This is a genomic window from Sulfitobacter sp. JL08 (assembly GCF_003352045.1).
Taxonomy (GTDB): domain Bacteria; phylum Pseudomonadota; class Alphaproteobacteria; order Rhodobacterales; family Rhodobacteraceae; genus JL08.
The window spans coordinates 2,480,423-2,495,470 of sequence record NZ_CP025815.1; the positions used below are offsets into that span (position 1 = coordinate 2,480,423).

13 protein-coding genes are annotated in these 15,048 nt (G+C 52.7%); 6 read left to right on the forward strand and 7 right to left on the reverse strand.

All coding sequences use genetic code 11. The features are described 5' to 3' along the window. Nucleotides 1–37: 37 nt before the first annotated feature. The gene (locus tag C1J05_RS22165) at nt 38–298 is read right to left on the reverse strand and encodes a recombinase family protein (protein WP_368073705.1); all 261 of its coding nucleotides are present in this window, start codon (nt 296–298) and stop codon (nt 38–40) included. A 148-nt stretch (nt 299–446) separates the two neighbouring features. Here C1J05_RS22165 and C1J05_RS12155 point away from each other — a divergent pair, with 148 nt between their 5' ends. Together C1J05_RS12155 and C1J05_RS12160 are read left to right on the forward strand one after the other, a co-directional pair. Next, complete coding sequence (locus C1J05_RS12155) at nt 447–989, forward strand: recombinase family protein (RefSeq protein ID WP_114870475.1); 543 nt, start codon at nt 447–449, stop codon at nt 987–989. Between the two features lie 221 nt (nt 990–1,210). Continuing rightward, a complete protein-coding gene (locus tag C1J05_RS12160) occupies nt 1,211–1,552 on the forward strand; it encodes a c-type cytochrome (RefSeq protein ID WP_205389266.1) in 342 nt (113 codons plus the stop codon). 374 nt (nt 1,553–1,926) lie between these two features. On the opposite strand, the gene C1J05_RS12165 is transcribed toward C1J05_RS12160, so the two are convergent. After that, nucleotides 1,927–2,565, reverse strand: coding sequence for a hypothetical protein (locus C1J05_RS12165; RefSeq protein ID WP_162798057.1), 639 nt, complete (start codon nt 2,563–2,565; stop codon nt 1,927–1,929). Between the two features lie 536 nt (nt 2,566–3,101). Between C1J05_RS12165 and C1J05_RS12170 the strand changes: the two genes are divergently transcribed. Then, the gene (locus C1J05_RS12170; RefSeq protein WP_114870478.1) at nt 3,102–4,754 is read left to right on the forward strand and encodes an adenylate/guanylate cyclase domain-containing protein; all 1,653 of its coding nucleotides are present in this window, start codon (nt 3,102–3,104) and stop codon (nt 4,752–4,754) included. A 35-nt stretch (nt 4,755–4,789) separates the two neighbouring features. Here the strand turns inward: C1J05_RS12170 and C1J05_RS12175 are convergent, their stop codons facing one another. Continuing rightward, nucleotides 4,790–5,521, reverse strand: a complete 732-nt coding sequence (locus tag C1J05_RS12175) for a hypothetical protein (RefSeq protein WP_114870479.1) — start codon at nt 5,519–5,521, stop codon at nt 4,790–4,792. Nucleotides 5,522–5,785: 264 nt separating this feature from the next. Next, entirely contained in the window at nt 5,786–7,510 is a 1,725-nt protein-coding gene (locus C1J05_RS12180; protein WP_114870480.1) for an adenylate/guanylate cyclase domain-containing protein, read from the reverse strand. A gap of 229 nt (nt 7,511–7,739) precedes the next feature. Here C1J05_RS12180 and C1J05_RS12185 point away from each other — a divergent pair, with 229 nt between their 5' ends. Both C1J05_RS12185 and C1J05_RS12195 read left to right on the forward strand, forming a co-directional pair. Then, nucleotides 7,740–9,143 carry an ArgE/DapE family deacylase gene (locus C1J05_RS12185; RefSeq protein ID WP_254684590.1) on the forward strand — a complete coding sequence of 468 codons (1,404 nt, stop codon included), beginning with the start codon at nt 7,740–7,742 and terminating at the stop codon, nt 9,141–9,143. A 472-nt stretch (nt 9,144–9,615) separates the two neighbouring features. Then, nucleotides 9,616–10,152, forward strand: coding sequence for a histidine phosphatase family protein (locus C1J05_RS12195; protein WP_114870483.1), 537 nt, complete (start codon nt 9,616–9,618; stop codon nt 10,150–10,152). 248 nt (nt 10,153–10,400) lie between these two features. Here C1J05_RS12195 and C1J05_RS12200 read toward each other — a convergent pair whose 3' ends face one another. The 3 genes from C1J05_RS12200 to C1J05_RS12210 form a co-directional block, all read right to left on the reverse strand. Beyond that, nucleotides 10,401–10,799, reverse strand: coding sequence for a hypothetical protein (locus tag C1J05_RS12200; protein ID WP_114870484.1), 399 nt, complete (start codon nt 10,797–10,799; stop codon nt 10,401–10,403). Between the two features lie 303 nt (nt 10,800–11,102). After that, nucleotides 11,103–12,191, reverse strand: coding sequence for a PLP-dependent cysteine synthase family protein (locus tag C1J05_RS12205; protein WP_114870485.1), 1,089 nt, complete (start codon nt 12,189–12,191; stop codon nt 11,103–11,105). A 145-nt stretch (nt 12,192–12,336) separates the two neighbouring features. Continuing rightward, entirely contained in the window at nt 12,337–14,037 is a 1,701-nt protein-coding gene (locus tag C1J05_RS12210) for an adenylate/guanylate cyclase domain-containing protein (RefSeq protein ID WP_162798058.1), read from the reverse strand. Nucleotides 14,038–14,725: 688 nt separating this feature from the next. Here C1J05_RS12210 and C1J05_RS12215 point away from each other — a divergent pair. Further along, nucleotides 14,726–15,013: a hypothetical protein gene (locus tag C1J05_RS12215; RefSeq protein WP_162798059.1), complete on the forward strand. Its 288-nt coding sequence runs from the start codon at nt 14,726–14,728 to the stop codon at nt 15,011–15,013. The last annotated feature ends 35 nt before the right edge of the window (nt 15,014–15,048 follow it).

A 15,048-nucleotide genomic window follows, 5' to 3' on the forward strand; every position in this document is an offset into this window, starting at 1 on the left:
CAGGGTATTTTGCAGTTTAGAACAATCCTATCCTGATCTAGTCACTTGCTCGTGCGTTTAGTCTTCGGTGGACGGACATTCGACTAACGCCCATTCGCTCCGAAATCGCACTTGGCCCAAGGCCTTCATCGCGCAGGGCAGTCACCCGCTCCCGATCAATTCGACGCTTCCCGCCCTTGTAGACTCCCTTCTGTCGAGCTTTTGCAATGCCGTCAGCCTGTCGTTTGCGAATAAGGGCAAGTTCAAATTCGGCGAACGCACCCATCATGTGTAATTGAAGCTTTTGCGAAGGGATCATCCCCGTTCGTAACGTATGTCATTATGGGTAAACCTTGCGTGACGCACCGGGAGTGAACACTTAGTGCGTCACTTAGGGTTATATTTGATTTATTGACATAAATGGTTCAACAGTTTAAGACCCTAAATGAACAAATGGAGTGTTCCTTATGGCTGTCTATGGTTACGCAAGAGTGTCGTCTTTGTCTCAAAGCACTGAGGTGCAAGAACAGTTGCTCAAAGGTGCTGGGTGTTCTGTAATTCGAACTGAAAAGGTGTCAGGGAAAACCAGAGAAGGACGGGACGAACTGGCGAACTTGATGGATTTCATTGCCGAAGGTGACCAGTTGGTTGTCTGCAAGCTTGATCGTCTAGGCAGAAGCACACGAGACGTGCTCAATCTCGTACATGAGTTAGAGCAGAAAGGTGCATCACTACGTGTCCTTGAACCTGAGATAGACACCAGTGGGCCAATGGGAAAAATGATACTCACGGTTCTTGGAATGGTTGGCGAGATGGAACTCAACCACCTCAAGGAACGGCAGAAAGCAGGGATTGAAGCAGCTAAAGCCAAGGGTGTCTACAAAGGTCGTCCTGTCCGTCTGGATCACAAGAAGATCAGGGAAATGGCATCAGAGGGAATGAAGGTGTCAGCCATTGCCGGGCAAATAGGGTGTTCAAGAGGGGCTATCTATAAAATTCTAGGGGATTGAGGCAACAGACCGCACCGCCAGCACCATTCATACGACAGACAGTCCATCCTCGAACATCCGGTAGGCCGCCTTCCTCTTGTGCGCCTAGCTCGTAGTGTGGGTTTGCTTTTGAAATCAAATCGGCACAGAGTGAATGCTATTAAGGGAGTATACTTGTGCGGCTTCGACTTATCTTAGCGACCATCATACTGGCCGGCCCAGCCTCGGCACAGAACATCGAAATGCAGAATGGGGAAAACCTTTTTCTGTACTTTTGTGCCGAGTGTCATGGAAGGGATGCAGAAAGCATTGGCCCAATGGCAGAAATGCTGGCCGTCGAACCGCCGCGACTTACGACACTTAGCGAACGTAACGGCGGAGAGTTTCCGACAGAAACTGTTGCCATGCAGATCGATGGTCGCATGAACATTGGCAGCCACGGCGATATGCCGGTTTTCGGTCCGTATCTGGAAACCATCCAGTCAGTAGCTATCAAACTACCAAGCGGGCAGACAATGATGGTGACGCAGAACCTTGCTCACCTGATTGCATATCTGAAGGGTGTTCAGAACGAATTAAAATAGTCGGCTTGGCTCAAAGTGCGCAACCTCGCAGTTGGGAGCCAGTCCGTACATCACTGATCCGCACGTCTCGCGGCTCACCGGATCGTCTAGATCATTGATAGTCTCCTTGGCACGAAGCCGACCCGGACACTGTCAAAGCGGACTTTCGCTGCGGCAAGTGTGAATGACTGCTGAGCGGGACTTTTCTGCCATTCGAGTCGATCAAGGCATCTGGCGCTTTCGACCCAGAGCCGACCTTGATCGTGCGCATAGATTGCTGCGGGGGCAAGGAGCGAAGGCGCTGCCAAGATGAGAACGTACAAAAAATGACACCAAAAGCGACCAAGAGAGGCGCGCGCCTTAGGCGGTCCAAGAGGCTACTCGAGTTCTCTTTTTCAGTCACTTGTCAGGTTCCCTGGCTGGTCCAATTTCATACGCGCTGCCGCCACCCTACCGGGTATCAAATCGGCCTTCCAAGCGTCCCAATCACCCCCGGCGCCCATATAGCCGGAATAGACCTTTGCGATGAGATTTGGATCAGCGGAAATCTCTTGCCACGAAAGCATTGATAGCTGGGGATGCTTCTGACGCAAACGCTCCAGAAGAACAGCGGCGCCCCAATCCGCCAAACCTGGTTGCTCCGCAAGATACACGTAGAGCCAGTGAAAGTCCGCAAGGGGACTGCTTTGCAGTTCGAGATACCCATTTTGAAGCGCCCAAGGGATAACCTCATCTAGAGTATGTCCCTTAAGGCGAAATGGCCCAACTGAAAAATCAAACCGGTAGACAAGTGATGGGGCCAAGAACGCAGCGACATCTTGCCCATTTTCGATCAGACGGCGGAGCGCAGGTTGTTGGGCATAGAAATCACTTTCTGCCTGGCGAACTGCCAATAAGACTTCAGATGATACAGATGGCGTCACGATTGAGAAATCGACCTTCGCGAGGGCGTTCACGCGACTAACAAGGAATAAAGTTGTCCCCAACGCTCCGACAAGAATGCCTAGCAGGCCACCTATAAAAAGCTTTGCCAAAGTGCAGCCCTTTCGCTTGAGTTGAACACAAAGCCGTAGTGCCGGAGGCATGTGTGACAGATAAAAAGCGGCTTAAGACCCCGCTCCTCATAGTTTGGACAATTTTGCGCTTTGAGCAATCTGCTATCTGCCGGCACTGTCCAGTCTAGGTTTCGTCTTTTCTCCACCAGCCCATGATTGGAGGCACGCCAACTAGAACGGAATGACGGCATCAAAGGTTGTGGAAACGGCACAGCCGGCATTCAAAAGTTGTGCAGCATTATGCACTTTGGGCTCGATGCAGTCATTCGAGTGTTTTTCTCTGATGACCGGTTAGTCGTATTAAGCGGCCGTTCACGACTGGAAATTCAAAATTTTGGTTCTGAACGACTGCTTATACCGGCACCAGACGTTCGCTGCACTCTGTATTAATGACCGCCTTGCGGGACGGAGCCGCCACTCGATCAGGACCAGAGTACTTCTCGATTTTTGGGTTGGGTTGAGAATGCAATGATATAGTGCGATTGTAGTCGTCGCTGAATGTAAGGAGTAACCTCATGAAGCGTCGTCTCGCCGTCATCTTGATGGCTGATATGGTAGACTATTCTGTTGCCATGGACACAAATCAAGGTGCGGCGATTGAACTGATACGCGAACTTCGTAACAAGTGGTTGGAACCAGAAGTGCTTCGACGAAATGGCGAAGTGCTTAAGCGTTTGGGAGACGGTTGGATAATCGTTTTTCCGGCGATTACTGACGCCATTGAAGCTGCTCAAACCGTGCAACTAACTCTTTCCGCCCACCAATTGATAAAATTAAGGATCGCGTTACATCTCGGAGAGATTGTGGAAGATGATGCTGACCTCTACGGAAACGGGATCAACATCACGGCACGATTGCAGACCGAAGCGCCACCTGGCGGCGTCATGATATCTGAAGACTTGCACCGGCAATTGGATACATCTCTTGCGGAAACGTTCACACAGTCAGGAAATTTCCAACTCAAGAATATTTCGCGAGAGATAATCGCATTTCAGTGGCGTCCCAACATTCATCGTTCCGATGATGGGTATGATATTCCGACAATTATAGTGAACGATATAGCGTTTAATGCAGGCAATTCGCAGACTCAGGACGCTGCCGTGGATTTGCGCGATCAACTTGTTGACGGCCTTTCCCGCAGAACCGGAGTACGAGTTACTTCGCTAGGGAGACAAGAAGGTAAAGATCCGACCTATACTTTGCACGGCCGCCTGCGACTGAGCAAGACAACAGCAAAGATAAGTCTTTCACTTGTTTTGAACCAAACTGGAAAAGTTCTGTGGTCGGATAACTACCAGACTCCGACGGACGACCTTTTTGATTTGGTAGATTCGGCTGCAAGCCGTGCGAACAGCTCACTGAGAAGTATTATCAATGCACGAGATGGGGAACGCATCGCGAAACTGCCGGAGAATGCCCTGAGCGCGTCCGAACTTAGAGCACGCGCAGCTCACGAGTTTTATGCATTTACAGAAGAGGGCTACAAAAATTCTGTCAGACTTCTCAATCGGTCACTAAGGCTTTCTCCGGATAATTCAATGAGCCTTGCTATGTGGGCTTATGCAAAGACGTGGCTTCTGCGGATGCGCTATCGGGAATTTGACCCAGTGCTTGTTGAGGAAATTTCTACTTGTGCCGATGCTGCTGTAGCATTGAACTCGCAAAGCGACTTCGCGTGTAAAGTTCGTTGCGAAGTCCAGCTGCATTTATTCGCCGACACGGAAACAGCAAAGCAGGCAGCGGCAAGGGTCGCCAAGCTTAATCCCAACTACGGTCTTCTCAAAATATGCAGAGCCGAAATCGCGCTTGCTGAAGGGGAATGGAACGAAGTTCGGGCTGAAACCTCCAGTTTCTTTGAGTTTCATTCACCTGATCCGGATGAACCATATGTATGCTATCTGCGCGCCGCTGCTGAATTCTTTGACGGGGATTACTGCGCGGCAATTTCTTGGATTAAGCAGGCCATCGAACAATACCCAACGTCAAGAATCTATCATCTGTTTCTTTCAGAAATCTTTTTCGCCACAGGTGACGAAGTCGCACAGCAAGAAACTATCTTGCGCGCTAACAAGTTGCCGGACCGCCCAGAAGTGTTGGCTCCAATTCTTACGTTGCCTGATCAGCACCGATGGCTGATGAAAGCCGTGGCACCATCCCTAAAACATTAGACGATTCAGTGGTGCTAACAGTTAAGCAGACCGCCTTAACCTATTTCCAGAACAGGATCGCCACCATCCCAGGCTCCTTTGCTGGAAACGATCCGAGCACGAGTAAACGAACTCCGATCAAAATGCCCCTTTTCATGTTGATAGTCCATCTGGTCACGGTGATGACCGGGCTTATATGCTGCTTGCATCATTGCCGCATCGCTTCGCCAGATCGAAACCGTTATGCCGTCATGAGCATCAACACCGGCTCCGCTGAATACCGCTCTGCGGATATTGTCGGGAAGCGTTCCGTAATACTCCTGCACATTGTCGACTTCGCGCAAGAAATTCGCAATGCGAGGGAGGTCATCTGGCCCGGGGTTGTCATATCCGGCTGATGTGAAGACCGCCAAAACACCACCGGGATCGGCAGGCGCTGTAATGAAGGAGGAGTCTTCCTTTACCGTGCCTCGCCAATTGACCTTGCCCCGATGTGAATACGGCACGACCAACGCATGGTAGGCTTCGACAGTGTCACCAAGAAACGAAAGATGATCTTCCGGACTTTCAAAAACCTCCTCTGCATCGCGATGAGAAGAGTAGATACCAAACCCGCCCCATTCTTCTGATATGTTTGTTCGCATGCCTTCGGAGTTGACTGGCGAGGCGGGATAAAACCTCCAAGATTCCGCAAGCTTCGGGCCCGGAAAAGGATTGTTGTTTCCATCAATCGGTTCCGAAAACCGTACTCGGTGAAAGACAATCCATTCGTGCTGTCCTGTTTTCATCGCATTAATCCTCTCGACTGAACATATTCACGCTAGCATGCGCCATTGACTTGACCAACTAATGAAGCAGACCTTCGGCATCATCGCAGCATCAGTCAAAATGGGCTCAAGGCAGTCATTCGCCGCGGAGCGCACTAATGTCGGCAGAGCGGACGAAGTCGCCAGTAAACTGAATTTTGGTTAACACGTTTCGACAATGCTGAAATGATATCACTTGGATCGCGCCATAAATTGAAGCACCCGGCAGTCTGTCCGAAGAAAATTTCACACGGGTGTACCTTTGGGCCTCGGAAGACCCGCAGCCTCGGCTAATTGAAATATCTCATTTGCCACCTTCTCGTCACGGTACAGTTCCTGTACTCGGACGTATTCGGAAGTCAGGGTCGGATCGTCCGCAAGCGTCGCGGCAATCAACTGGCGCGCACGCTTCGGGTCTCCATTTTTCATGCTGACGACTGCGCGGAAGATGCGTGAGCATCGGGTCTGGAAAGGAAGGTTACGTGAGCACGCCAGCATTTCGTCGAATTTGCCCATTACGAAATAGGCGCGTATGCGGTTTTCCAGTATCCAAACAGGAATAAAGGGGTCCATGATTTCGGCGCGTTCGAGCAATTCGAGGCCCTTTTCAGGATCGCCGTTGAAGATGTGAAAGGCTGCAACCAAACCGACAATATGAGCGTTGTTGGGTGACAGTTGCATGGCGCGCTCATAGTGAATGTATGCCTTGGTGAAGTCTCGGTGTATGCGCAGTTGCATGTTGCCCATAATGCGGTGCGCATCGGCATCTTCCGGATCAAGGCGCAGTGCCTTCTCGATCATTTGCTGTGCGGCATCGAAGTCAAAATCATCCAGATTCGATGCGGAACAGACCTTCATTGAGTAAGCTCTGCTGAAGTTCTTGTCCTCTTCGATCGCGCGGTCGAACCATGCAACAGCCTCGCGGTAATTGTCGAGCGTTACACCGCCCAACCGGTGTAGCTCCATCCCGCGTAAATAATGCTCATATGCGGTCATCGACTCCGGGCGTTTTAGCTTAGCAGCCTGGATTTCCGCCTGCTCGATTCGCCCGAAGACGGTTGAAGCCACCCGGACAACGACGTCGTCGAGAATATCCAACAACTCCTGAAAATCGCGCTGAATTCTGTCGCTCCAAATAACTGCACCGGTATCACCATTGTACAGCGATACGCTGAGCCGGACACGATTTCCCATCTTGCGCACTGATCCAATTAGGACAAAACCGACCCCAGCATTTCGACCGATTTTTACTGGGTCGCGATCGCGCAATTCGTTGGCTGCGGTGCGAGAAACGACAAAGAGACCTTGGACGCGGCTCAGCTCAAGTATCAAGTCCTCTGCCAGACCGTCGGCCAGGAATGTCTGATCCTCATCAGCGGAGGAAGACGTGCGAAACGGCACAACCGCTACAGAATTTGGTCGACGCTTAGCCGCAACATCGGTGCGCGATGCATCTGCTTGGTACAAATGGGCATCCATCCGCTCTTTAACCCTGTACACACTTATAGGTTCAGAAATGCCTTTGAATTGCCGTTGAACCGGTGGATCAAATTTGCAGGGCGAAGCTCGGCGGACTTGGGAGAAGAACGCATCGGAAACAAGTATATCACCAGGTGCCGCGTCAGATTGAATCCTAGCCGTAAGATTGACACCATCTCCAAGTAAATCCTCACCATCCACAAGAACATCGGCCAGATGGAGACCATACCGCATGGCATTTGCGTTTCCCATAGCGGCGAGACGAGCCCGGCACTCAAGCGCAGCCAACATTGCATTTCGCGGGCTGGCAAACTCTGCGAGAATGCTGTCTCCCGCTTTGTTGAAAACCCGCCCATTGTTGCTTTCCACAGCGGTCTTTATGGACTGTAATCGGGACGCAATGTCGACGACGGCCCTTTCCTCGTCCTGCTCCATGGCAGCGGTGGAGGATACGGCGTCTGCCATAAATATTGCGGCAAGTTTGCGGTCCATTGCTCTCCCTTTCAATCGAAAGCCCAGCGAACCTTACAGCTTTAGCAAAGTTCTAGAATCGCATTATTCGCGATCACAAGACGGCCGCTCCGGGCTCAAGGCAGTCATTCGCTGCGGAGCGCGCCGAGGTCTGCTTTGCCGCCAATCATTTCCTGAAATTTTTTAGGGGTCAGAACCTAATCACTTGGTGAGCCTTGTCTAATTATCTTAAGTTGAGCCGACATAGCCTTTGATCGCACAGACATCTACCCTACTCTTCCAATATCACCTTTCGGAATCCGAAGGAGCCCACAGCATGTCCCCGTCCAACCAAGCTTCAAGCTCCAACTTGACCGCTGCAACTGTTGATCTGATAGAAGCAGCCGTAGATGCTGGATTTGATGACCAGATACGATTTCTGGCGGATTTCGTTCGCATCCCCAGTCTGCGCTTCGAGGAAGGCCCAGCACAGGATTATATCGCTGCGGCACTGCGCGCACGCGGTTACAAGGTAGATGATTGGACAATCGATCTGTCTGATCTCGAGCATTTGGATGGCTTTGGTCAGATACATGGCGATTTCTCTCGCGCGCGTAGCGTGGTGGGCAGCCACCATCCCAGAAGAACCAAGGGTCGCTCACTGATCCTGCAAGGCCATCTCGATGTGGTCCCCACGGGTCCTTCCGACATGTGGACCGACCCACCCTTCGAGCCAGTAATACGCGATGGCTGGATGTATGGCCGTGGTGCGGGCGACATGAAGGCCGGAACCGTCGCCGCGCTTTTCGCGCTGGACGCTCTGGCGCGGGCCGGTTTTGAACCGGCAGCGATCCTGCATTTCCAGTCAGTAATCGAGGAAGAGAGCACCGGGCTCGGCGCTTTGTCCACTTTGCAACGAGGATACAGGGCGGACGTGGCGGTTTTGCCGGAACCGTCGGACTTTCAGATTAATCGTGCCCAAATCGGCGTACTCTGGTTCCGTCTGCGGGTGCGTGGGCGGCCTGTGCATGTGGCTGTTGCAGGAGAAGGTTCGAACGCGATCATGGCCAGCTATGACGTGATCCGAGCGCTTCAGGAGCTGGAGGCAGAATGGAACGCGCGCGCCGCCGAACACCCTGTCTATAATGACGTGCGGCACCCACTAAACTTCAATGCTGGCAAGATCCGGGGCGGCGACTGGGCATCAAGCGTCCCTGCCTGGTGTGATGTGGATTGCCGCATGGGGGTTTTGCCTGGTCAGGATCTGGAGGCAGCGAAAGCCGAGATCGCCGCCTGTGTCGTGGCTGCATCCCGCGATCACCCTTTTCTGTCCAACAACCCGCCCGAAGTGATCTGGAACGGGTTTCAGGCCGAAGGTTATGTGTTGGACGACACCGTTGCCCCCCCGCTCGCAGTTATGCAAGGAGCCTACGAGAAGGTCTTTGGGACAGGTCAGAAAATGAAAGAGAACAAGATGACCGCGCTGACCGACACGCGCTTCTATGGGCTTTACTATGGTGTGCCCGCCTTCTGCATCGGGCCGCGAGCCGAAAACATTCACGGGTTCGACGAACGGGTTGAACTTGAATCCGTCCGTAAGCTGACAGTGCTTCTTGCGCTGTTCATTGCGGAGTGGTGCGGACTGAATGAAACTTCCACTGCCGTAGCCCCCTAAACTGTCCCATCAGCGCTGACGTCAGACAGGCCTACATCAACACTACTAAGATCAACCGAAATACTTGCCGGACTTTCTTGCCGTCGAGAGCATTCAGTCAGGGCAAGGCGAAACGATGGAATATCTAACTGAAATGGGCGTGAACCCTTCCCTTATGATTTACTCCCTCAAGACAACTCCCGAACAGATCTATGCGCTAATCGAAGAAGAGCTAACTGAAACACGCATAACAACCGAAGTCATCGACTAACTGTTCTACGGGCCCCGCCTCAAATTCCCGAGCCCGGAGCTGAGCTCCGCAAGGGCTCCTTTCAGCTGGCCTTGAACGCAACCCAGTCAACAGAAACAACTTGGAACGAATTCTGCTCCTGAACGGCCCGAACCAGGGGGCTGGGTCACGTTTCTTTCGCTCATCGCGATTTAAACTCAAGAGTCGACTCGACGCCTGCGCGACGCGCCTTATCTTCACCCCATGCGCTGGATTGTTATTTTTCTATTTTTGAGCGCGGGCAGCGTGAAAGCAAACGACTGGGAGGCGCTCTCGCAACCCGCTGCAGTTGCGATCATGCGTCATGCTCTGGCACCCGGCACTGGCGATCCGGTCAACATGCAAATCGGCGATTGCGCAACGCAGCGCAATCTTGATGCCCGCGGACGCGCGCAGGCAAGGTCGATTGGCGAAGTCATGCGCGCACGCGGTATCCACTTTGATATCGTTTTCACCAGCCAATGGTGCCGCACGCGCGAGACGGCGGAACTTCTTGATCTGGCGCCCGTCACAGATGCCCCTTCGCTCAATTCCTTTTTTAAAGACCGGTCAACACGCGACCAGCAGACCCGGGCGACACGCGACCTCATCGCCGCAACAAAGGGTCGATTGATGCTGGTCACCCATCAGGTAAATATCTCCGCTCTGACTGGTCAAAGCACACGGTCTGGCGAGATTCTCGTCATACGGTTGTTGAATGGCGAGACAGAGGTACTGGGTCGTATTCTAATTCAGCCATAAATTACATGACAAGCGTGTTCGTCGCCCATAGCAGTCGAGAGCATTACGCGGTCATTTAGCACTCGCATCTTTTTTCTTGCCGGCCCCCCCTCTAAAAGTAACCTGGGAAAAATCTGTCTACCCAAGCCGGTCCCCGGCTCAAAGTCTTTTGGACTTTATCACCCCCCCGCTTGGCGTAGTAATCAGCCGATTTCTTCTTGCCGTCGTGGCATGCCATTCAAAGCCAATTCAGCAGAGCCAAGAGCGATTTATTTGATCGGATCAGATCGATCCTTTTGGGTTTTGTAGGCAGCGAGCAACTCTCCAACTGATTGCCCAAAGGTCTTTGCCCCGTTTTGGTATGCGTCGAATACCTGTTCCATTTTGCCAGATGGAAGCATCATCAAACCCACATACCCATACCCCTCGCGCTCAAAGACTTTGGCCACTCTTCGCTCAAACTCTCCAGGATTTTCTATTTGTGGTGCAGGTTGCAATGCAGGTCGCCCAATTTTGGAACCAGATATCAAAACGCCCGACTCTTCTTTCTCAGCCTTATCCTTTTTCTTTATAGTTTCTTTTATTATTTCGGGTGCAGCGCGTTGCAGGTTCTTGCGGCAAACCGCGATCAAAGGCCGGACACTGGACTGTTTTGACCAGCCGAGCAATCAACGCTTTTTTCTTAGAAATCAGGCGCCATCCACGTAGGACGGTGCGAACCGATGCAGCTATGGCGGTTTTTGCATGAAATTACAGGCCAAGTCAGGTCAGGTCAGGTCAGGTCGGTGAAGAAGTCAACGCGTTGCTGCGCAACTCCTTCAAAGCGACAGTTCGCAAAAGACGGAGAGGTAACAGTCCATTCCAGATTCTCGCCGCGCCTTATTCAGATGTCCCGGTTACAAACAAACTTTCCATTCTAACAACAACTTCAGCTGTCACTTGCCCAAAAAGACTTTTGCAACACCACATTTCTATTCGCTGGACATCTGCGCAGACGGGGTGGAAAGAGACATCTTGCGTTCTTCTTCCGTCATGTCATCCTCTATCCCTTCGAACAAAGGTGTTGAGAGATACCGCTCACCCGTATCTGGCAGCATTACCAGCATCACAGATCCGTCCGGCGCTTTCTCAGCAAGACGCATCGCAACCGCGAACGTCGAGCCACCAGAAATTCCAGTAAATATGCCTTCCTGAGCGGCAAGTTTTCTGGACCACTCAATGCCTTCGCTGCCCGGGATAGGGATCATCTCGTCGTAATACGCGTGATCGATCGCTTCCTGCAGTACCCAGGGGATGAAGTCAGGTGTCCAGCCCTGAATAGGATGTGGTTCAAAATTCGGGTGGCTCTCTGTTGGCTGATTGGATTTGTTGCGTTTGTTCACATAACCCGAAGTTACAATGGCCGCATTGGCTGGTTCAGTCAGGATGATCTTTGTCTCGGGGCGTTCGCTGCGTAAAACGCGAGCCACACCCGACACAGTGCCACCTGTGCCATAGCCGGTGATCCAATAGTCTAGGCGTTCTCCTTTGAAGTCGCCCAGAATCTCGCGCGCGGTCGTGGTTTCGTGGATATCGGCATTGTCTTTGGTTTCAAATTGGCTGGCCAGAAACCAATCATTCTGTTCGGCCAATTCCTTAGCCTTTGTGTACATGCCGAACCCCTTCTGAGCCCGTGGCGTGAGAACCACTTTGGCACCAAGAAATCGCATGAGCTTTCGTCTCTCGATCGAAAAGCTGTCTGCCATGGTGACAACCAGAGGATAGCCTTTGGCTGCGCAAACCATTGCCAGACCGATGCCAGTGTTGCCCGATGTTGCCTCCACAACGGTTTGTCCGGCTTTCAGCCGTCCATCTCGTTCAGCGGCCTCGATGATATTGAGAGCAAGGCGATCTTTTATCGATCCACCGGGATTGAAGGCCTCACATTTGACGTAAACCGAAATGTTGTCAGGCGCGATGTTGTTAATGCGAATGCAAGGCGTATTGCCGATCGTGTCGAGTACGCTATCGTAGCGGCGGCCCTGCCCCGTAGTGGATCTAATTGTCACCTGACCCTCCATAGTCTGCTGAATGCCTTGTGAGCCTGCCACAAAAACCGCTCACATGAAAGTTGATGATTTGTGCCAAAGGTCAATCGCAGAGCAAGTTACCCATTGGCGCACAAGATGACTAATGCCATGCAATCTTACTGCTGCACGCAACACTTCATCTCAAAGGAACACCGACAATCGCCATCTGCTTGCCGATCCGCTCAAGCGCCCTCGGAGAGAATACCATTGCTTCCTTGAACCGCTCCACGGTCATGTTGGGGTGCACCTTCATCAGTGTTCGGGCTGACGCGCGGGCCTCTTCTTCGCGTCCGGCGCCAAGCAATGCGGCGCACAGGTTCCGGTGGACCCAATGCGCGTTGGGACGCTCCTCCAATGCCCGCAGGAACAAATCCGCAGCGCGATCATCTTCGCCTGCCACTTGGTGGGCGCTCCCCATACCGACTAGGTTGTTGAAATTCATCGGATCAAGCGGACTGAGACGCATCGCACGTTCGAAGTACTGTTTGGCTTCCTCTGAGTGGTCCGCGTATGTCTCAAGCCAACCAAGGCGGCTCAACGTCCAGGCCGCGTTTGGATCAAGTTGTATCGCCCTTTCAAGAAGGACCCGCGCAGCACCATAATTTCGCGCAAATGTGTGAACGGTGCCCAGTACGGCCAGGATCAGTGGATCGTCCGAAGACATCTGCGCCGCCCGTTCTGCACGAGACAGCGCCTCTGCCCTGGCATGGCTGATATCGTCGGCCCAATTGTAAACAGAACGCTGCGCCCAGCACCATGCAGCCAGCGCAAGCGCAAGGGGATAGTCCGGATCGATCTCAAGAGCTTTGTCGAGCAGGCCGAGCGCGGTTGCTGCGGCGCGTTCTTCCAACATCCAGACATTGGGCATAGCGCGCATTGTAAAATCATAAGCCCCCAGGTCTTGTGGCGGCTTACGTCGAGTGCGTTCAATCTCGGCAAATTGGATTGAAGGCTGAATGGCACCGGCGACCTGCTCGGTGATCTTGTCTTGAAGATCGAATATATCGTCAAGCGAGCCGTCGTATTTGTCAGCCCAAAGATGCGCGCCGCCATCCGTTTCGATCAGCTGCACCGTAATCCTCACCCGGCTTCCGGAGCGCTGAACGGAACCTTCAAGCACATATTTAACACCCAGTTCACGCCCGATTTCCCGAACATTGATATGCCTGCCTTTGTACGCGAAGGCCGAATTGCGAGCGATGACAAAGAACGAGCGTATGCGCGAGAGCGTGGCGGTAATCGCCTCAACAACGCCATCGGCAAAGTACTCCTGCTCGGGATCTCCGGACATATTGTCGAAAGGTAGCACTGCGATTGACGGCTTATCGGGGCGCTGTGGGGGCGGGCGCGCACTGCCTTTGCGCTTTGTCTTCTCGGCCATACTAGACCAGCGGAACACGTGCACTGGGCGTGGTATGTTCTTCAATTCGTGCGCACCGTCGTCAACAAAAGAAGCGTCTATACGGCCAACCAAATGTTCGTATGTGCTGGCACTGAGGCAAATGCCGCCGGGAGATGCGATTTCTTGAAGCCGCGAGGCCAGATTAACGCCGTCGCCGAATATGTCGCCATCCTCGATAATGATGTCGCCAAGGTTCAGGCCGATGCGAAGTTGCAACAGCGGCTGTCCCTGTGGGTCGTCTGCGCGCGCTGCCATCTCGGTCTGAATCTCGATTGCGCAAGCCGTTGCATCCACAACGCTGCCAAATTCAACCAAAGCACCGTCGCCCATCAACTTGACTACTCGACCGCCATGAACCGAGACGCTGGGCGCAAAAATCTTTCTACGGATCTGGTTCACGGCAGCAAGCGTTCGGGTTTCGTCGGCGTTCATCATTCGTGAAAACCCAGCGACATCCGCGGACATAATCGCAGCAAGTCGGCGCTTGACGGCTGGTTTAGTCACTTTCTTCTCCGGTTCTGCACTTGAGACCTAACAAACCTGCCTCTTACATCCGCTCATTTGCAAGAAGAATTGAAAGTATTCGGAACGTTTGAAGCCGGACACAGCAACTTAGAGGTTTCCAACCCAATCGAACTTTTTGCATCTTTTCGAACCAACTTAAATGTGGATGACACCATAAGGGCGCCGCACGTGCGTCATACTGTCAGAAGCGGACCTTAGACGAAGACACAGCATCAGTCGAATTGGGCTTCAAGGCGACATTTGATTGAGACCTTCAGTTAACCACTTTGAAGGGCTTTCCAGATGGCGGGCGAGAGCTGTCGACGGTCCATGTAACACTCGCACCTGCTCCCTTGCCAGAAGACCCCTCTCGAAAAACGACCTTGGAAAAATCTGATTGCTCACGCCGGTCCCCTGCCCTGAATACTTCGAACTTTCATTCCCCCTTGAGCGGGCCTCCCGTTGAACCTCTTTTCGTCCATCGTTTTATTTATTTTCTGCACTTCTTGAAGGCGTATGTAAAAACACCATATCCCATCCATCCAGGCGTGAGGCTCCGCCCGGCGACTGCAGAGCGCGGGGTCGCGCCGAGAGTGCAATCCTCATCTGGACATTAGAAATGCGTTTATTATTAGCAGCGGCATTGACCGCAACATCGGGAATGGCCTGCCTGGCTGACGAAACCGAAGGGCACGTTCTTGCGTACGATCGCAAGGCGGGCATCGTTGTACTTACCGATAAGACAGTCTGGAGAATATCCGACGAACTTACACTTCCTGACGACCTAGGACGGGGTGATCGTGTGCTCATTGAATACGAAACAGCCGGTGAGGACGGTCTGACGGCAATTGACGAGATTACCCGCCTCGCCGTCGCGTTGCCTGAAGGTACAGACGGGGGCAGCTGACCTCTGAAATCGTCGCGTTGTCGCGCCCTTGCGGC

Coding starts and splice junctions, on each gene's coding strand:
- C1J05_RS22165 (WP_368073705.1), bottom strand. CDS start 298: ATGATCCCTTCGCAAAAGCTTCAATTACACATGATGGGTGCGTTCGCC.
- C1J05_RS12155 (WP_114870475.1), top strand. CDS start 447: ATGGCTGTCTATGGTTACGCAAGAGTGTCGTCTTTGTCTCAAAGCACT.
- C1J05_RS12160 (WP_205389266.1), top strand. CDS start 1,211: ATGCAGAATGGGGAAAACCTTTTTCTGTACTTTTGTGCCGAGTGTCAT.
- C1J05_RS12170 (WP_114870478.1), top strand. CDS start 3,102: ATGAAGCGTCGTCTCGCCGTCATCTTGATGGCTGATATGGTAGACTAT.
- C1J05_RS12175 (WP_114870479.1), bottom strand. CDS start 5,521: ATGAAAACAGGACAGCACGAATGGATTGTCTTTCACCGAGTACGGTTT.
- C1J05_RS12180 (WP_114870480.1), bottom strand. CDS start 7,510: ATGGACCGCAAACTTGCCGCAATATTTATGGCAGACGCCGTATCCTCC.
- C1J05_RS12195 (WP_114870483.1), top strand. CDS start 9,616: ATGCGCTGGATTGTTATTTTTCTATTTTTGAGCGCGGGCAGCGTGAAA.
- C1J05_RS12205 (WP_114870485.1), bottom strand. CDS start 12,191: ATGGAGGGTCAGGTGACAATTAGATCCACTACGGGGCAGGGCCGCCGC.
- C1J05_RS12210 (WP_162798058.1), bottom strand. CDS start 14,037: ATGATGAACGCCGACGAAACCCGAACGCTTGCTGCCGTGAACCAGATC.
- C1J05_RS12215 (WP_162798059.1), top strand. CDS start 14,726: ATGCGTTTATTATTAGCAGCGGCATTGACCGCAACATCGGGAATGGCC.